The sequence below is a fragment of the Microtetraspora malaysiensis genome (genome assembly GCF_050947145.1).
GTDB classification, from domain to species: domain Bacteria; phylum Actinomycetota; class Actinomycetes; order Streptosporangiales; family Streptosporangiaceae; genus Microtetraspora_A; species Microtetraspora_A malaysiensis.
Map to the genome: position 1 here is coordinate 8,526,495 of NZ_CP191998.1, position 18,466 is coordinate 8,544,960.

The following is an 18,466-nucleotide window of genomic DNA, read 5'->3' on the forward strand; positions in this document are numbered from 1 at the left end:
TCACTCCTTGTCGGAGCCGGAGGGCCTCGCCCAGAAGGGACCGGGCGCGTCACCGGGGTTGCGTCCACTCTCGCCGCGGCTCGACAGCCACAGCGGGGGCGCGTCGGAGGAACGCGAGCCGCCGGAGCCCGAACCGCCGCCGAAGATGCTCCCTCCCGACGACCGTCCGCCGGAGCCGGACCGGGGCGCCGAGCCGCTCGACCGGCTCGATCCACCCGATCCACCCGATCGGCTCGACCCGCCGGAGCCGCCGCGCGAGGACGAGCCGCCCGACGAGCCGGACCACAGCGACCTGCGGCCCCCCGAACCGCTACGGGACGGGCGCGACGCCCAGCCGCCCGAGCGGCCGCTGAACCAGCCGCCGCCGGAACCGCCGCCCGAGCCCGGCCCGGAACCCGACCCGGCCGACGAGCCCGAACCGGACGGCGCGCGCGTGGGCGTGGCGGGCCGTACGCCGGAGAGGTTGAGCGGTGGGGCCGACCCCTGGCGCGGGATCGTGGTGGTCTTGCGCCGCCCGGGGCCGGACGCGTCGGTCTCCAGCGGCGCCGGCTGCGCCCCGGCCCGGACGCCGGCCGGGATCGTCCCGGGCGCACCCTCCTCGCCGCGTACCTTGCCCTGCGCGACCGAGGAGGTGGCCACCGCCGCCGCCGTGCCCGCGCCGGTCGCCATCGCGGCGGCGCCGATGATCGGCTCGGCCTTGCGCAGGCCCCACCGTCCGACGCGGCTCGCCGCCACCGGCGGCAACGCGTTCGCGGCGCGGGAGAGGGTCGGCGCGCTGGCCGCCTCGCCGAGCATCCGCGTGGTGAACGTGTGCCCGTCCATCGAGGAGAACAGGTGCTGGAACGGCCGCCGGTAGAAGAACACCGCGATCGTCATCAAGGCCATGAACAGGATCTGCATGCCCCACGGCAGGCTGGTCGAGATGATCAGCGCGTAGCCGTAAACGAGCACGCCGAGCACCAGCGCCAGCACGGCCTGGCGGAGCAGCGTGCCGACGACCATCTCCACCCAGCGCATGGCGATGATCCGCCCCGTGCCGGGATGGACGCCGATCAACAGGAACACCGGCCCGAGGATCAGCAGCAGCAGGAAGCCGATCTTGAGGGCCAGCAGGGATACGGCCACCAGGAAGATCAGCAGGCCCGCGACCATCGCCGCGACGAACGCGCCGATCGCGATGCCGAGCCGGCTGGTCCAGTCCTTCCCCTGGAAGAGGAAGTACATCGAGGTGGTCTGCAGCGGCTTGGCGACCTCCTCCTCGAAGCGCTTCTGGTGGGCGTCGGTGCCGGGCATCTGCCGGGCCACCTGCTCCGCGCGGTCGATCGCCTGGATATTGAGCAGCTTGGCGCCGAACGTCTTCACCACCGGGGCGTCCGGGTCCGCGGTGCCGAACTCGCCCATCAGCCAGGGCTTGCAAACAAGTGTGGACCAGAGCGCGTCGGCATTCTGGTCCACTCCCGGCGTGCCCGGCTGGGCGTACCCGCCGGCCGCGGTCTCGGCGTCGCCGCCCTCCTTGGCGGGCAGGCAGGACGCGCCCCCCGCCCCCGGCAACCCGGAGAAGGCCGAGTTGACGATCTCACCGGTCTTGTCGGTCACCACCTTGCCGAGCCCGGTGAAGTCGCCGGGGCGGCTGAAGAACCACACCGCCGCGACCACCGCGATGACCATCCAGATGACGCCCTCGGTGGTGGTCGTCGCCCGCTTGCGGATGAGTCCGTACCACGCGAGCCAGATCGCGCCGAGGATGACGATCGGCCGCAGGTACGGCCAGTACATGGCGTTGGCGAGGTTGGTGACGATGTCGTCGACCACGTTCTTGATGGGCTGGATCGGGCCCTCGGAGGCCGCCGCCTGGTAGGTGCTGATCGTCAGCCGGTCGATCGCCTTGGCCCAGGAGAAAATCGCGTTCGCCCAGGAGTTGCCCAGCACGGCCGTCACGTCGGAGCAGCCCAGGTCGTACGTGTGCCAGAACTGGCCGGCCATGCCGTACCGGCCGTAGTTGGTGAGGGCGGCCTGCTCGGCGGGGGCGGCGCCCGCGCCGGTGCCGGTCGCCGCGCCGCCGGCCGCGGTGGCGGCGCTGTCCGGCGGCGGCGGCTTGACCAGGCCGTCCACGCCGCCGTCGACGATCTCGGGGGCGAGGGCGGGCGAGAGGTCGCACACGCCCGCCGCGCTGGCGGTGCCGGACAGCACCAGGGGCAGCGTCAGGAACGCCGCGACGACCACAAGGAGCAGGGCGACCCTGCGTCTACGACCAGAGCGAGCGCGACCGTTCACCCGCGTTCTCAAGACCGCACCTCCTGCGCGACCCCCTGTTTGTCGGCGCCCCCGCCAAGAAGATCATGCCTTTTCTCGTGCGGTTTGTCGTGGGTCGGATTCGTATCCAGCCAGCGGAGCAGCTCATCGGAGATAAGGTCCACCCCTATCCGCCCCGCCCGCCCGTCCAGATCCCGGAAGACGCACTCTCCGTTGCCCAGGGACCGCAGCACCGCCTTGTGCTCCTCCGACGGCTCGACCCCGAGAAGTTCCATCACGTGCCCGACCTCCACCCGCTCCGTGGAGCGGAACGCGAACACCGACGAGAGACAGTTGGTGACCTGCTCGTTCAGCAGGTCACCGGCGTTCTGCGAGACCAGGACGAGCGCCGTGTTGCGGGATCGGCCCATTCGCGACACCTCGGGCACCAGCTTGGCTCCCTCGGGCGTGGAGGTGATCGCCCACGCCTCGTCCAGGAAGATGGCCTTCGGCGTGCGCCGGTCCAGGCCGTTCATCAGCCGCCGGGCGAACTGCGAGACCAGGTACAGCAGGGCCACCGAGAGCCGCTGCTCGTACGAGTAGTCGTCGCGGGGCGTCGCCACGTCGGGGAGGGTCAGCCCGTCCAGGGTGAAGACCGTCGTCCAGCCCTCGGTGTCGATCTGGTCGCCGCCCGAGGGGTCGAAGCAGAGCTGCGCCAGGTGCATCTCGGACATCGACCGCAGCACGGCCCCGAGGTTCTTCGAGGCCGGGTCCTCCGAGCGCTCCAGATGGTCGACGACCTTGCCCAGCGACGGATCCGGCTGGTTCGAGATCGCCGCGACCGCCTGGATCATCGCCGACTCGCGCTCCTCGGACATGCGCGGCAGCAGCAGCCGGAGCGTCTCCGTCGCCATCGTCTTCTTCGCCGCGATGTCGTCGCCGAAGGAGAACGGGTCGAGCAGGCCGGGCGCCGCCGCCCCGAGGGGGATGATCCGCGCCTGGCGGCCGCGGTCCTCCAACAGGCGCACCAGCGACTCGGCGTCGCCCTTCGGGTCGATGACCGCGACCGTGACGCCGCGCAGCGCCATCTGGTACATCAGCAGCAGCGCCAGCGTCGTCTTGCCGCCGCCCGGCTCGCCGGTGATCGCGATGGCCGTCGGGCGGTTCCGGGTCGCCGCGACCAGCGGGTCGAACTGGACGATGCTGCGCGCCCGCCCCAGCGTCTCCCCGATGTACGGCCCGTGCCAGCCCGCTCCCGACTCGTCCACCCGGTCGCCGAGATCGACCGTCGCGGTCGCCATGCCGCCCGCGATCGTCCGCAGCGGCTGGCGCTGCGCGTACGCGTTGACCCGCACCTTCTCGCCGGGCAGCGCCTCGCAGAAGAGCGAGAACTGGTCGCCGGTGGAGTTCACCACGTCGATGCCGAGGTCGCGGTAGTGCTCGACGATCGCCTCGACCCGCTGGACGCAGATCTCCTCCGTGGGGGCGCTCACGCTCAGCCGGTGCCAGCCGTACACGAAGGGCAGCCGCTCCTTGGTGATGCCGTGTTCGAGCATCCGGGCGGCGTCGATCTGCTCGGCCAGCGCGAGCGGGGCCTCTGCGCCCGCCTCACGGATGTGGATGTCCATGTCGCGGGCGTGGGCCAGCTTCCTGGCCACGTCCTTGCTCGCCATCACCGGAGAGATCAGCCGCATCCTGCTGGAGATCTCCACCGGGAACGGCAACTGGTCGGCGAAGTGTATCCACGGCTCGCCGTCCGGGAACGGCATCAGGTCGGGGAACCGCGCGAACGACAGGTGTGCGGTGAACGAGTCGCCCGTCGGCTGCTCGATCCGCAGCAGCGAGCGGCCGTTGTGGATCTGGCCCTCGACCAGGGACTCGATCTCGCCCTTGCCCCACCTGCGGCGCGGCGCCGCGGACGGCGGCGGGTCGCCGAGCGCGCCCGACACCGCGTGCTGGAACAACCAGGCGACCTCCGTCGAGTTGGCGTGCCTGGCGTAAAGGGAACTGGAGGCGAGCGCGCGCCCGAGCCGCTCGGCCTGCTCGGTCCACCGCTCGATCTCGCGCTCGGGCACGTGGTCGTCCTCGATGCCGAGCGCCTTCTCGCTGCGCTGGTAGAAGCCGAACAACTGGGCCAGCACCCCGGTGCCGAGCTGGGCCCCTCGCCGGCCAAGCCGCACACCGAGATAGATCTCCTTGCTCCAGAAATCCTTCGCCCAGACGTGCCGGTACATCTCCTCCAGGTAGTCGCGCCAGCCCGGCCCCTCGTCCGAGGTGGCGTTCAGGGCCATCGCCCACTCCGCCGCCGGATAGGTCCGGTGCGCGATCCGCAGGTGCACCTCCGCGTCAGGCATTCTGATCGCCGCGAGCGCGATGGTGATGTTCGTGGCCAGCGCCTCGCGCTCCTCCGGGGTGACGAACTCGTAGCTCACCGTCGGAAGCCGGAAATACGCCCATGCCGCGGTGTCGGTGAGCAGGACTCGATCGTCGAAGTACCGCACCGCGAGCCGGCTGCGCGTCCTGGTCACCGGTCGCTCCCCCCTTCCCGCTCACTCCGCGGACCGCTCACCTGGCCACCTCCTGCTTGTGCTGGTTCGCCGCCAGGCCGCTCGCGATCACTCCCGCGAGGGCCACGTACGCCCTGCGGCCCCCCGGCCGGAGCCGGGCCGGATCGACCGGCCCCTGCCGGGAGAGCTCGTCCTCCCAGGGGATGCGGACGATCGCCCGGCAGCGTCCCCTGGCCACCGCCTCGGCCTGCTCCACGTCGGAGGCGCTGCGCCTGCTCACGCCGTTGACCACCATGACGGCCCGGCGCCGCAGGTCCGAGCAGCCGTGCCCGTCCAGCCACTCGTACGTCATGGCCACCGCGTCGGGCGCGTCCTCGCTGGCCGGCGCCACCAGCACCAGCTGGTCCGCGTACGGCAGGAGCCGCGCGGCCAGCGCCGCGGCCGGGTCCACGACGATCAGCCGGTAGTGGCGGTCCAGCGCGGCGAGCATCCGCGGCCACCCGCTCTCCAGCCGCTGGACGGCACCGGCGTCGGCGTCCGCGCCGACGACCTCCAGCCCCGAGTCGCACCGGGTCGTGTACGCGCGCATCCCGAGGTAGCCGCTCACCCCTCCCGATCCGGCGAGCAGGGAGCTGAGCGTCTCGGGTGACTCCGCCGCGATGCGGGTGGTGAGGGTGTGCTCGCCGGTGCTCGCGTCGAGCGCGACGATCCGGTCGTCGCGGTGTTTGGCGAAGGTGTGACCGAGCATGACGGTCGTCGTCGTCTGTCCCGCGCCGCCGGTGCAGCCGAGGACCAGGATCCGCCTGCTCCCGGTGAGCACGGTGCGGGCCCGCGCCACGTCGATCTCCATGCCGTCGGTACGGCCTCCGCCGCCACCCACGACGACCTGCGCGATCCTGCGCCACCCTCCGGAGGCGTCCCGGCCGACGACCGACTCGACCCGGCGCACCTTCGGCTCGTCGCCCTGCGCGGCGGCGCGGATCGAGACGGGCACCGCGGGCGGGTCGGCGGGCTGGACCGGCCGCCCGGTGGATTCGTGGGCTGGCTGCCCAGTGGGTTCGTGGACCGGCTCGCGTACCGGCGGGACGGCTTCCCCGGCGTGCTCTGCGGCTCCGCCCCCTCTCGGGGTCTCCGCCACCGGCTCGTGTGCTGGCCGTCCCGGCCGCGTCTCCTCCGGGGGGACCCGCGGCAGCGGCCGTACGACCTCGCGGGCCGGCTCCTCCGTCGAGGTCGCAGCGGCGCTCGCGACCTCGCGAAGCGGGCGGACCGGCGGAGTCCCGCCGGTCTCCCCGTCGGCCGGGTGGGCGCCTCGGACGAGCTGCTCCGCAAGCGATGGCTGGACGTGCGACGGCTCAGCGTGCGACGACTCGGCGACGGCGACGTCCGGGTGGCCAGGGGCGATCCGTCCCGGCTCCTCGGCCGCTTCCGCCTTGGCGGGCCGCAGCGGCTCGGCCGCGGACTCACCTGCCTCCTCCGGGGCCGAATCCGGCCGCGCGTGTCTCGGCGGCTCGGGCACGACCTCCCGCGCCTCCTCCTGCGGGGAATCGGGCCGGGCGTGCCGGGGCCGGTCTTGTGCGAGCTGTTCGGCGGGCGGGACCTCCGCCGGAGCGGCCCCATCCGCTCCAGCGGCCACGGCCGCCTCGGCGGCCTTTTCCGGTTCGGCGGCCTTTTCCGGTTCGGCGGCCTTTTCCGGTTCGGCGGCCTTTTCCACCTCGGCGGCCTTGTCGGCCGCGAGGGCCGCCGCCTCGGCGGCTCGCTCCGCCTCGGCGACTTCCACCTCCGGACGGGCGACGCCGACCGGATCGGCGCGGTGGGCCGCTGTCGCGGGATCCGGCTCCGGGGCCTCGGCCGAGGACCAGACCTTCCGCGGCAGGCGGAGCGCCTCCTCGCCTCCCGGCGCGGCGCCGCGCTCGTCGCGCGCGGGCGTTCCGGGCTCCGCCAGGCCGGGCAGGCCCACGGCCCGTGCCGCGACCCGGCGCTCCCCCGAGCCGTCCTGCGCGGAGGCGGCCAGCCTGCGGAGCTTGCGCAGCGCATCGGGGCCGATGCGCGGCACCGCGGGCGCGCCGTACCCGGCGTCGGTTCGGGAGGGCGCCCGCTCGCTCCTGGCCGGTGTGCCGTCGTTCCTGATAAGGGTGCTCCCGGCGCCGGCGCCGGCGTCCGCCGTCCCCTTCCCGACGGGGGCGGGGGCGGAGGTCGCCCTCGCCGACGCAGTCGCGGAGGCGGCACCCGGCAGGGGCAGCGGCTCGGCGACGGCGGGCACCGCGACCGCCCCCTTGGCCGCGGCGGCGACGGCGGGCCGCACGGTGGGGGCGGCGGCTCGGCGCTGTCGTCCGGCGCCCCGGCCCTTGTTCGCGGGGGCGGAGCGCCAGACCCGCACCGTGAGGGTGATCTCGTCCGGCTCGCTGGCCGGTGCCATCCGGCACCAGGTACGCGGTTCGGCGAGGTAGCGCACCTGCGACTGGAGCAGCTCGGTGAGCCGCTTCCCCTCGATGACGGGCCGGGTCGAGAGCCAGGTGACTATCCCGGGAGGAACCAGGTAGACCACGTGCCACGGCGCGTCGAAGGGAAGCCCGACGAGGAGAAGGAACGTCCACCAGGGGACGAGGACGCCCACGAACACACCGATCCAGACGATGGGAAGCGGTGTCGGCAGCTTCAGGTCGTACAGCTTGTAGAGCCGCTTCTCAATTCGCCAAATATTGGTATACGTGGGCAGATCCACCCGATCCTCCTCTCTGCCTGATCACTTGATGCCGAGCGCCCCCGCGATCGCCTTCGCTGTCACCTCGATGATGTTGGGCACGTAGAAGATCACGCCGATCGCGATCGCCAGAATGATGAACTGCATGAATCTGGTGATCTCTCGAGTGAAGAGGAAGAAGATCGCCACGACGGAGACGACGACCAGGAAGAGCGGCGCGAAGAACTTGCGCAGGAAGTCCGCCAGGCCTTCGGTGTCGATCCCGGTGGCGGGTGGAGCCGATGGATCGAACGCGATCTCCACGATGGTCTTCAGAAACATTCACGCCCTCCCGGGGTATGGATCAGCGGCCTCGTGTTCCGTCATGCGCTACCCCACGGGGCGGCTCGCGCCCTGGACTGCTTCGACGAACCATTTGCCGCCCTGCTTCTCCACGGTCAGCCGGTAGGCCTGCTCCAGCCCGGCCGGCTGCGTCGCCGGATCGTCCGTACGCGGGGTGGCGGTGCCCGAACCCGACGACACGGCCCACACGACGACGGCGGTGACCTCCCGGGTGCTCCCCTCGCCCACGGGGACCACGACATCCTTGAGCTGGGCGAGCGTGAGCGCCCCGTCGAAGCCCTCGACGGTCACACCGTTGGCGACGTAACGCTGCAGGTCCACCTGGTCGCCCGCGGCGTACGCCTTGAAGAACCCCTCAAGCTGGGGACGCAGCTCGGTCTCGGTCGCGGAGTCGCGGTCGGGGTCGGCCACCGCCGGGAGCCCCGCCGGGCCGGAGTCCGGCAGCAGCCCCGGCCGCTCGGACACGACGAACTTCGACCCGTCGTAGTAGATCGGCACCGAGAGAAGCCCGCGCCTGCTGCCTGCCTGATATGTCACGGTGACGACGGCATTGTTGGCGTCGCGCACATTTATCCCGGTAAATTGGAAGGCTCCGGCGGACATCCGGCCGTACCCATTCCAGCCGAATTGCTCCTGCGCTCCCTGGGGCAGAAATGGCTTCAGCCGATCCACTCTTTGTTGCGGATTAGACGCGTCGAAATTCAGATAGACCGCCGCGAACTGATTGGCAAAAGCCGCGGCTTGTGTCATGGGGAATCCCGAATCGCTGGGCTCGGGAGTCGCCCCGGCCACCGTGTCCCCCTGGGTGAACCGCTCGAACGGCGCGCGCACACCGTTGACGACGATGACGATGATCAGTGCCCACAGGACGGCGCGGCCGGTCCAGACGAGCCAGCGGCCCCCACCGCCACTCCAACCCCCGCGCCCACGGGCCTTCCCGTGCGTGTCCACCACCCGTTCAGGGCCCTGCGGAGGGTACGACTCGGGGTCGCCAGCGATCCGAGGATCCGGCTGGACGGTTGACCTGCGAGTCATCACGCCTCCGCTCGCGCCGATCCCCCCGGCTGGCGCGGTATCGTCTTACTCTCGATCCGGTTATCCGCATTGAAGTTTTCACCCTAGCGGTCGGGCCAATTCTTCCAGGAAAGCCACGCCCATGGTGCAAGCATCGCCGCGACCGAGCAAACCGGGTCTCTGCGCGGGCCCGCGCCCCATGCCCATCCGTTGCGCCGGAAAAGCACGTTACGCCTGGCCAGCGGCTTCATCGATTACCTAACCGCCACGTATTGCTGTCCTCGCAGCTCAGAGACGTGGCGGGTCGGCGATCGGGCGGCGATCAGACGTTGAAGCGGAACTCGACCACGTCGCCGTCGCGCATGACGTAGTCCTTGCCCTCGATCCTGGCCTTGCCGGCGGCACGCGCCGCGGCCATCGACCCGGCCTCGACCAGGTCGGCGAACGAGATGACCTCGGCCTTGATGAAGCCGCGCTGGAAGTCGGTGTGGATGACACCGGCGGCCTCGGGCGCGGTGGCGCCCTTACGGATCGTCCAGGCGCGGGTCTCCTTCGGCCCGGCGGTCAGGTAGGTCTGCAGCCCGAGCGTCTCGAAGCCGACGCGGGCGAGCTGGGCCAGCCCGGACTCCTCCTGGCCGACGGACTGCAGCAGCTCCAGCGCCTCCTCGTCCGGCAGCTCGACCAGCTCGGACTCGATCTTGGCGTCCAGGAAGACGGCCTCGGCCGGGGCGACGATCGCCGACAGCCGGGCCCGCAGCCCCTCGTCCACCAGCTCGTCGGCGTCGAGGTTGAAGACGTACAGGAACGGCTTGGCGGTGAGGAGGTGCAGTTCGCGCAGGTCGGCGATGTCGATGCCCGCCGCCTTGGCCCCCGCGTACAGGGTCGTGCCGGAGTCGAGCAGCCTGGCGGCGGCCTCGACGGCGTCGAGCTGGGCCTTGCGGTCCTTGTTGGTCCTGGCCTCCTTCTGGAGGCGGGGCAGCGCCTTCTCGAGGGTCTGCAGGTCGGCGAGGATCAGCTCGGTGTTGATCGTCTCGATGTCACGCTCGGGCGCGACGTCGCCGTCGACGTGAGTGACGTCGGGGTCGGAGAACACCCGGATCACCTGGCAGATCGCGTCGGTCTCGCGGATGTTGGCGAGGAACTGGTTGCCCCGCCCCTGCCCCTCGGACGCCCCCTTGACCAGACCGGCGATGTCGACGAACTCGACCTTCGCCGGCAGGATGCGCGCCGAGCCGTAGATCTCGGCCAGCTTGGCCAGCCGCGGGTCGGGCACGCCGACGATGCCCACGTTGGGCTCGATGGTGGCGAACGGGTAGTTCGCCGCCAGGGCGTTGCCGCTCTTGGTCAGCGCGTTGAAGAGGGTGGACTTGCCGACGTTGGGCAGGCCGACGATCCCGATGCTCAGGCTCACGTAGGCCGAGTTTACGGGCCGTCGCGGGTTGCTCCGACACCAGACAGGCAGATCACCTCGGTCCCGCGCAGGGACCGGAGATAGTGGTCGGATCCCTCGGCGCACCGGCCCGGCGCTTCCACCCTGCCGGTGATCTTCGCCCAGACCCGATCGGACGCGCACGGGACCTTCACCAGCAGGCGGGATGAGGTGGGCAGCTCGGGCCGCTCGACGCAGTCCCCCGCCGCGACCACCCGGCCGCCCTTGCCCAGACAGGCGACGTCGCCCCCTTTGAGGGGAAGCGCCTCGACCGTCCCCAACGGGCACCTGCGGGCCGACTCGACGACGCCGATCACCTGGCCGTACCAGTCGCCGCCGGCGCACGGCCGCTCCCCGCCGCGCACGGCCACGCAGTCGCCGGTCCGCAGCACGCCGCCGCCGTTCCCCGGGTCTCCGGGATGGCGTCCGCCCACGTTCCGTACGCAGGCCGTACGGCCGGAGCCCAGGGAGACGAACTCGTCGGTGTCGGCAGGACAGCGGGGCGGGCTGTCGTTGATCGCGACGACGCGACCGGTGGCCCGCTCGCAGAGCACCAGCCCGACCCGCGTGCCGGTCCGCAGCACGCACGCGCCCTCGGTCCACGTCAGCGGCGCGCCGGCGGTCCCGAGGGACGCCTCCCGGCCCGTCACGACGACCACGCCCAGCCCGATGGCAAGCACGATCACCACCCCGGCCGTTATCCCGGCCATCTGGGAGCGCAAGCCGTACGTAGTCACATGACGACTTTGGGTGATGTTCGCCGTTCGCACAAGCCGAACGGGACGCCCGGGCGGGGGGGTGCGCCGCCTGACCCCCGCTCCCCCGCGTGTCGTCGTGGGAAGGGCGCCCGCGCGCCTCCCCCTCCGGAACCGGATTGCCTGGGATCATCCCGAACCGTGGATGTCGTGGCGCTCGTCCTCCAGCTCGCCGTTGGTGTAGCCGTGGGGCTCCTGATCGGGTTCCTGCTGGCCCGGGCCAGAATCTCCGAGGCCGAGGCGCGAAGGCGGGCCGCGGAGGACAAGGTCGCCTACGTCGAAGGCCAGCTCGCGGAGCGGTTCCAGGCCCTCAGCGCCCGCGCGCTCGACGTCAACAACCTGCGTTTCCTCGAACTCGCCGAGCACCGGCTGAACACGACGAGGGCCGAGGCGACCGGGGACCTCGACCAGCGCAGGCAGGCCGTGGAGAACCTGATCGGCCCGCTCAACGAGACACTCGCGAAGGTCCAGAACCAGCTCAGGGAGAGCGAGCTCGGCGCCCGCGCCGCCCGCGCCGAGCTCGGCAAGCAGATGGAGTTCGTACGGCAGAGCTCCGAGCAGCTCAGGAGCCAGACGTCGGCGCTGGTCCGCGCGCTGCAGCGGCCGGAGGCCCGTGGCCGCTGGGGCGAGCTGCAGCTCCGCCGGGTCGCGGAGATCGCCGGGATGGCCCGTTTCTGCGACTTCGACGAGCAGGTCAGCGCGGACACCCCGGACGGGCCGGTCCGCCCCGACATGGTCGTACGGCTCAGCGGCGGCAAGAACATCATCGTGGACTCCAAGGTCTCGCTCGCGGCGTACCTGGAGGCGGCGGAGGCGGGCGAACCGGACCTGACCTCGGCGCGGCTGGACGCCCACGCCCGCCACCTGCGTGAGCACGTGGACCGGCTGGCCGCCAAGGCGTACTGGCAGGCGTTCAGCCCCGCGCCGGAGTTCATGGTCCTGTTCATCCCCGGGGAGGCGTTCCTCGCCCCGGCGCTCGAACGCGACCCCGGGCTGCTGGAGTACGCGATGCACAGGCGGGTCCACATCGCCACCCCGACCACCCTGATCACGATGCTGCGCACCGCCCACTATGCCTGGCAGCAGGCCGCGCTCAGCGAGAACGCGCGGGCGGTCTTCGACCTGGGCAAGGAGCTGTACGACCGGCTCGGCGGCCTCAGCCGGCACGTCGACGGCCTCGGGCGCGCCCTGTCCAAGACGGTCACCGCGTACAACAGGACGGTCGGCTCGCTGGAGAGCCGGGTGCTGGTGAGTGCGAGGAAGATGAACGATCTCGGCATCACGGACAAGTCACTGGACGGCCCGGCCCTCGTCGAGGAGCCGCCCCGCCTGCCCGCCGTTCCGGAACTGGGGGACGAAGAGCGCGTAAGCGCCTCTCCTGGCCCGGTCCAGAACGGTAAGTTGGCGCGAGACTCGTCGTAAAGGGGGACACGATGAGAGGCACCGATCAGACCGGTCGGGTGAGGCTGCGGCTGACGGCCAGGGGCGCCGTCGCCATGCTCCTCGTGCTCACGCTGCTCGGCCAGATCTTCAGCCCCGGACCGGTTTTCGTCGTGGGTTGCGTCGCGGCCGCGCTGCTGGTCCAGCCGCGCGACCTGCTCCCCCTCGTGGTCACGCCACCGCTGGTCTTCTTCGCGACGGCCGCGTTCGTCGAGTTCTTCCGGTCGCTGCGCGCTGCCTCGATGCTCCAGGCGCTCGGGCTCGGGCTGTTCACCTCGCTGTCGTCCGCGGCGCCGTGGATGTTCGCCGGGTCGGCGATCGTGCTCGCGATCGCCTGGTGGCGCGGCCTCCCCCAGAACGTGCGCGAACTCCGGCAGGATCTGGCCACCCGAGCCGAGGTGCCGCGTCCCCGCCAGGGCGAGGAGCCCGCCTTCGACCCCGAGCCCGAGGGCTACTTCGAGCCCCGCGTGTACGGCGAGGCCCGCGACTGAGCGACCCGGTCCGTACGCGGCGACCGGGACGGGCCGTCGTGAAAGGTCGGATGTGCGGCTACGGTGAGCGAACGACGTGCGCCCTTTCCCGGCATCGCCGGCAGGAGGGCCGTTGAAGGTTTCAGGCGGTGAGCGGGAGGGCGACAGTGGCGACGATCGGCGACGTGGCGGAACCGTCGGCCGAGGTGCTGGCCGAGGCCGCCGCGACCTTCGGCCTGCTGGCCTCGCCCGCGCGTCTGCAGATCGTCTGGGTCCTGGCGCAGGGCGAGCGCGACGTGACCGCGCTGGCCGAGAGCGTGGGCGGCGCGCTGCCCGCGGTCAGCCAGCACCTGACCAAGCTGAAGCTGGCCGGGCTGGTGCGCTCGCGGCGCGAGGGGCGCCGGGTCGTCTACCTGATCAGCGACGAGAATGTGGTGACCTTGGTCCGTTGGCTGGTCGGACGGCTGACGGGCCAGGAGGGGGCGACGGAGCGCGTCCATGGTCTGGGCGCCTGAGGCCGTATCGGGCGCCGGCCCGCGCGACGTCCGGGAGACGGACGCCGGGCCCGCCGAACACGTCTCCATCGCCGATGTAGCCGGGCTCACCCCGCTGGAGGCGCTGCGGCTGATGCGGAGCGGACCGCGCGGCCTGCTGGAGTCCCAGGCTGAGGAGCGGCTGCTGCGGTGCGGCGAGAACGTGCTGCCCGAGCCGGCCCCCACCACCTGGCCGCGGCGTATCGCCCGGAGCCTGCGCGACCCGTTCACCATGGTGCTGCTGGGTCTCGGGCTGGTGTCCGCCGCGATCGCCTCCTGGGGGACCGCGTGCGTGACCGTGCTGCTGGTGGTGGTGAGCAGCCTGCTGCGCTCGAGCGGGGAGTACCGCGCCGACCGGTCCATCGCCGCGCTGCGCGACCTGATCGCCACCACCGCGACGGTGCGGCGCCGGACAGGCGCGACCTCGGCGCCGCTGTACCGGGAGATCCCGGTCGGCGAACTGGTGCCGGGCGACGTGATCCGGCTCGGCCCGGGCGACCTCGTGCCCGCCGACGTGCTGCTGCTGCGCTCGAACGGGCTCACCGTGCACCAGGCGGCCCTCACCGGCGAGTCCGGCCCCGTCGCCAAGCATCCCGTGGACGCGCCGGGCGGCCCGTTCACTGGCCCGGCGTCGGGCTCAGAGCTGTTCGAACGGCCGCAGCTGTGCTTCCAGGGCACCGGCGTGGTGGCCGGCACCGGCACGGGCGTCGTCGTGGCGACCGGCGCCGGGACCATGTTCGCCGGGGCGCATCAGGTGAGCGCGAGCAGGCGCCGGCCGTCCTCGTTCGACCGCTCGGTGAACGGCATCTCCTGGTTGCTCATCCGGTTCATGCTGCTGATCCCGCCCGCCGCGCTGCTGGCGGACGCGGCGCTGCGCGGACGCGGGCTGGAGGCGCTGCCGTTCGCCGTGGCGGTGGCGGTCGGGCTGACGCCCGAGATGCTGCCCGTGATCGTCACCACGGCGCTGGCCCGCGGCTCCGCCGTGCTCGCGCGCGACCACGGGGTGATGGTGCGGCGGTTCCCCGCGCTGCACGACCTCGGCGCGGTGGACGTCCTGTGCATCGACAAGACCGGCACCCTCACCCGGGATCTGCCGGTGCTCGACCGCTCGCTCGATCCGGGCGGACGGCCCGATCCGGAAGTGCTGCGCTGGGCGGCCGTCAACAGCCTGTGGACGATCCAGCTCGCCGACCTCCCCTGCCCGGACGCCCTGGACGAGGCGATCATGGACGCGGCGGAGCGGCTCGACCCGGGGCCGCCCGCGTCCGACGGCATCGCGGCGCTCCCCTTCGACCCCGCCCGGCGCAGCTCCTGCGCCGTCGTCCAGCGTCCGGGCCGTCTCGGGGTGCACACCCTGGTGGTCAAGGGCGCCGTCGAGGACGTGCTCGACCGCTGCACGCTCGTACGCGCCGCCGGTCCCGACGGGGAGATGGACGGCGAACTCGACGCCGACGCCCGGGAGCGGCTGCTGCGCTCCGCCGGGACGATGGCGGCCGACGGGCTGCGCGTGCTCGCCGTCGCCCTCGCCGACCGGCCCGCCCGCCCCGGTCCGTACGGCCCGCGCGACGAGCACGACCTGACCTTCGTCGGCTTCGTCGGGCTGCGCGACGCGCTCGCGCCGCAGGCCGGGGACGCGCTCGCCGAACTCGCCGGGCGCGGCGTCGAGGTCAAGATCCTGACCGGCGACCACCCGGGTACGGCCGCCCGTGTCTGCCGGGACCTCGGCCTCGATCTCGGCCCGGATCTCGGCCTCGGCGCGGGCGCCGTCGTGACCGCCGACCAGCTCGACGGCCTCGACGACGCCGCCGTGGCCGAGCTCGCCGCGCGCGCCACCGTCTTCGCGCGCTGCGCTCCCGAGCACAAGGCGCGCGTCGTCGCGGCGCTGCGCGCGGCGGGGCACACGACCGGATTCCTCGGCGACGGCGTCAACGACCTGCCCGCGCTGCGCGCCGCCGACGTCGGGATGTGCCCGAGCGACGCCGCCGACGTGACCCGGCAGACCGCCGACGTGGTGCTGACGGCCAAGGACCTCACCGCCATCGACCACGCGATCGCCGCCGGGCGCCGCAGCACGGGCAACATCGTCACCTACCTGCGCGTCGTGCTGTCCTCCAACGTCGGCAACGTCATCGCGATGCTCGCGGCCGGGCTGCTCCTGCCGTTCCTGCCGATGCTGCCGATCCAGGTCCTGACCCAGAACCTGTGCTTCGACGCCGCCCAGCTCGCGTACGCGTTCGACCGGCCGGGCCGAGGTGCGATGCGGCGTCCGTCCCGGCTCCGGCCGCGCGGCCTGCTGCGCTTCATCGCCGTCTTCGGCCCGCTCAACGCGCTCGCCGACCTGACGACCTTCGCCGTGCTGGTGTCGGCGGTCCCGTTGTCCGGCCAGGCGAGCGGCCAGGCCGCCTTCCACGCCGGGTGGTTCGTCGAGAACCTCCTCACGCAGGCCGTGGCGATGCTGGTGCTGCGCGGGCGCAGGCGGGTCCCCGTCCCGCTCATGGTGGCCGCGTGCTTCCTCGTCGCCGTGGGCGTGCTGCTGCCGCTCTCGCCGCTCGCGGCCCCACTGGGCATGACGGCGCTCCCGGCCTCCTGCTACCTGATGCTCGTCGGCGTCGTGGTCGTCTACGGCGCCGCCCTGCTGGCGGCCAAGGCGTGGTTCGACCGCCGCCACGGCGACCGTACGTGACCTGCCCCGTTTCGGTGGGGCGCGGCTCAGCCGTACGAGAGGTCGGAGCAGATGTCGTCGGCGGCGGACCTGGCCGTTGCCACGCTCGTCGGCAGGGGCGCGGGCAGGGAGGCGCTCGGATCGGGCGCGTTCGCGTACTCGGTGCCCAGGATGACCGTGATCCCGGGCTCGGAGCTCCGCTGGAACCGCGCGCCGTGGAACATGCGGCCGACCGTCCGGGCCTGGATCGCCAAGCCGGGACCGTACCTGATCAGGGTGGTCGTGCGCGTCTGTGCGTCCGCGGTCGCGACGCGGGTGACGGTGAACCCGGCCGCCGTCAACCGGTCGGCCGCGCGGGCGGCGAGGCCGGAGACCGTGGTGCCGTTGTAGACGGAGACGCTGATCCCCTCGCCCGAGACCGTCGCCGCCGGACGCGGGGACGGTGAGCCGGACCGCCGGGCCCGGCCGCCGGCGTCCACGCCGTCGATCGTCCGGTCCGCCTTGAGCGCCGCCCACAGGGCGTCCGCCTCGTCCTGGACGATCGCGACCCGCGCCCCCTGGTAGCGCCAGGGCAGGGTGACGAACCTGGTGTTCCGCAGGTCGATGTCCCGCAGCGACAGCCCGAACGACAGCAGCTTGTCGGCCGACCCGAGGCCGGGGTCGAAGGTCATCGACCGCGCGGCCGCCTCCACGAGCGGGAGCAGGGTGGTCGGGTTGAGGCCCTGGGCCCGCACTTTCTTCAGCAGACTGGACATGAAGGCCTGCTGCCGCCGGATGCGGCCGATGTCGGAGCTGTCGCCGATGCCGTGGCGGACGCGCACGTAGTCGAGGGCCCGCTGGCCGGACACCACCTGCCGTCCCTTGGTGAACAGCAGCTTGCCGCGCATGCCCAGGTTGGGGTTCAGGTCGCCCTCGTAGACGTCCTTGGGCAGGCAGACGGGGACGCCGCCGACCGCCTTCGTCATCGCGGCGAAGCCCTGGAAGTCGACGACGACGGTGTGGTCCACGTGCAGGCCGCTGAGCTTCTCCATGGTGTTCTGGGTGCAGGCGGGGTTGCCCGCGGCGGTGAGCCCCACGGTGAACGCCGAGTTGAACATGACATTGTGCTGCGGCCGGCTCCACGTCCCGTCGGGCAACCGGCACCGGGGGACGTCCAGGAGGGTGTCGCGCGGGATCGACACGGCGATCGCGTGCTTCCTGTCGGCGTAGACGTGCAGCAGGAACGCCGTGTCGGAGCGTCCGACGTCTCCCTTGCCCCCGCCGTACCTGCTGTTCTTTCCCGAACGCGAGTCCGAACCGATGACGAGAATGTTCTGCCCGGCGAAGGTCCGCGCCGGCCGGCGGCGGTCGATCCCCTTCGCGTCGAAGGTGGTGATGCTCCCCTCGAGTCGCGAGTACACCCAGCCGGCCCCCAGGGCGAGGGCGCCGACCAGCGACACCGCCGTGATGACGGCGACCAGCAGGATGCGACGCCCGCGCAGCATCCCTCCGGCGCCGCGCGGGCGCTCAGTGGGCCGTCGCGGGTCGGTCGTGGTGGATGCCCTCATGAATGTGCTCCTGCTGGGGAGGACGACCACAGAGCGATCGCCCACTTGTATAGTTGCGCAATCTAGCAAACTTGGCGCGCGAGATCAGATCGCCAGATCGCGTGTCGCTGCGCGGAGAAGGGAGATGAGGGTGCGATGTTCCTGCGCAACGGTCTGGAGCCCGGACACCTGCTGGCCCTGGGACTCGTGTTGATTCTGCTGTTCGGCTCCAAGAAGCTGCCGGAGACCGCCCGCGCGCTGGGCAGGTCGCTGCGCATCTTCAAGAACGAGACCGTCACCCTCGGGGCCGAGGTCACGATCACGGACGCGGCGAGCGCCCTGACCCCGGCGGCATCTCCCGTGACTCCGCACGCGGCCCCGGCGCCCGCCGTCGCGGCACGCGAAGCGGCTCCGGCGACGGCGACGGCGACGGCCGCCGCCGGGCCGGGCCGTACAAGCGCTGAGGGCGGGCCGTCGCGGGCCGATGACGACCAGTAGATCGCGGGTCGCCCCGCCCGTCACCGAACGGCCTCCCGCGAGGAGATCGCGATGCTGACCCGGCCGGGAGCCAGGGGGACCGGCCGGGGGGCACGCCGGTCGGCCGCCATGCTGCTGTGGGCGCTGGTGTCGGTGCTTGAGGTCTACAGCCTCCTGGGCCCGGCCACGCCGAACATCTTCGCGTGCTCGGACGGGCGGCCCGCCGCCCGGCCCACGATCAGCAGCCAGGAGCAGCGCACGCCTGTGGAACGCCGCTGCGGCGCGCCCGTGCGGGAAACTCCTCCGCAGGTGCCCGCGTCCGCTCCGAGCCATACGCCGTGACGCCTGGCCTCCCGAAATGGCTCCCACGCCAGAAGG

The 18,466-nt window shown here is 72.3% G+C and carries 14 protein-coding genes; 6 read left to right on the forward strand and 8 right to left on the reverse strand.

Going from position 1 to position 18,466, the window contains the following annotated elements; genetic code table 11:
* The 7 genes from ACQP1V_RS39810 to ACQP1V_RS39840 all read right to left on the reverse strand — a co-directional run bounded on the left by ACQP1V_RS39810 (position 1) and on the right by ACQP1V_RS39840 (position 10,962).
* Positions 1-2,286: a type IV secretion system protein gene (locus tag ACQP1V_RS39810; protein WP_433416267.1), complete on the reverse strand. Its 2,286-nt coding sequence runs from the start codon at positions 2,284-2,286 to the stop codon at positions 1-3.
* On the reverse strand, positions 2,283-4,760 hold the full coding sequence (locus tag ACQP1V_RS39815; protein ID WP_433416270.1) for an ATP-binding protein: 2,478 nt from the start codon (positions 4,758-4,760) through the stop codon (positions 2,283-2,285). Before ACQP1V_RS39815 ends, ACQP1V_RS39810 begins: the two co-directional genes overlap by 4 nt.
* Before the next feature lie 37 nt (positions 4,761-4,797).
* Positions 4,798-7,461, reverse strand: coding sequence for a TcpE family conjugal transfer membrane protein (locus ACQP1V_RS39820; protein ID WP_433416273.1), 2,664 nt, complete (start codon positions 7,459-7,461; stop codon positions 4,798-4,800).
* A gap of 21 nt (positions 7,462-7,482) precedes the next feature.
* Positions 7,483-7,761: a hypothetical protein gene (locus ACQP1V_RS39825; protein WP_067135495.1), complete on the reverse strand. Its 279-nt coding sequence runs from the start codon at positions 7,759-7,761 to the stop codon at positions 7,483-7,485.
* A gap of 48 nt (positions 7,762-7,809) precedes the next feature.
* Positions 7,810-8,817 carry a conjugal transfer protein gene (locus ACQP1V_RS39830; protein WP_433416276.1) on the reverse strand — a complete coding sequence of 336 codons (1,008 nt, stop codon included), beginning with the start codon at positions 8,815-8,817 and terminating at the stop codon, positions 7,810-7,812.
* A 301-nt stretch (positions 8,818-9,118) separates the two neighbouring features.
* Positions 9,119-10,207 carry a redox-regulated ATPase YchF gene (ychF, locus tag ACQP1V_RS39835; protein ID WP_433416279.1) on the reverse strand — a complete coding sequence of 363 codons (1,089 nt, stop codon included), beginning with the start codon at positions 10,205-10,207 and terminating at the stop codon, positions 9,119-9,121.
* A gap of 11 nt (positions 10,208-10,218) precedes the next feature.
* Positions 10,219-10,962, reverse strand: coding sequence for a hypothetical protein (locus ACQP1V_RS39840; RefSeq protein ID WP_433416284.1), 744 nt, complete (start codon positions 10,960-10,962; stop codon positions 10,219-10,221).
* A gap of 159 nt (positions 10,963-11,121) precedes the next feature.
* On the opposite strand from ACQP1V_RS39840, the gene ACQP1V_RS39845 reads away from it, so the two are divergent.
* From ACQP1V_RS39845 to mgtA, 4 genes are all read left to right on the forward strand, one after another.
* Positions 11,122-12,402, forward strand: coding sequence for a DNA recombination protein RmuC (locus tag ACQP1V_RS39845; protein ID WP_433416289.1), 1,281 nt, complete (start codon positions 11,122-11,124; stop codon positions 12,400-12,402).
* 11 nt (positions 12,403-12,413) lie between these two features.
* On the forward strand, positions 12,414-12,911 hold the full coding sequence (locus ACQP1V_RS39850; RefSeq protein ID WP_433416292.1) for a DUF6542 domain-containing protein: 498 nt from the start codon (positions 12,414-12,416) through the stop codon (positions 12,909-12,911).
* Positions 12,912-13,075: 164 nt separating this feature from the next.
* Positions 13,076-13,405, forward strand: coding sequence for an ArsR/SmtB family transcription factor (locus ACQP1V_RS39855; protein WP_387409211.1), 330 nt, complete (start codon positions 13,076-13,078; stop codon positions 13,403-13,405).
* Entirely contained in the window at positions 13,389-16,106 is a 2,718-nt protein-coding gene (gene mgtA, locus ACQP1V_RS39860) for a magnesium-translocating P-type ATPase (protein ID WP_433416295.1), read from the forward strand. Before ACQP1V_RS39855 ends, mgtA begins: the two co-directional genes overlap by 17 nt.
* Before the next feature lie 26 nt (positions 16,107-16,132).
* Here mgtA and ACQP1V_RS39865 read toward each other — a convergent pair whose 3' ends face one another.
* Positions 16,133-17,632, reverse strand: coding sequence for an LCP family protein (locus tag ACQP1V_RS39865; RefSeq protein WP_433416298.1), 1,500 nt, complete (start codon positions 17,630-17,632; stop codon positions 16,133-16,135).
* A gap of 135 nt (positions 17,633-17,767) precedes the next feature.
* Here ACQP1V_RS39865 and ACQP1V_RS39870 point away from each other — a divergent pair, with 135 nt between their 5' ends.
* Both ACQP1V_RS39870 and ACQP1V_RS39875 read left to right on the forward strand, forming a co-directional pair.
* A complete protein-coding gene (locus ACQP1V_RS39870; RefSeq protein WP_433416301.1) occupies positions 17,768-18,109 on the forward strand; it encodes a twin-arginine translocase TatA/TatE family subunit in 342 nt (113 codons plus the stop codon).
* 51 nt (positions 18,110-18,160) lie between these two features.
* On the forward strand, positions 18,161-18,430 hold the full coding sequence (locus ACQP1V_RS39875; protein WP_433416304.1) for a hypothetical protein: 270 nt from the start codon (positions 18,161-18,163) through the stop codon (positions 18,428-18,430).
* Positions 18,431-18,466: the final 36 nt, after the last annotated feature.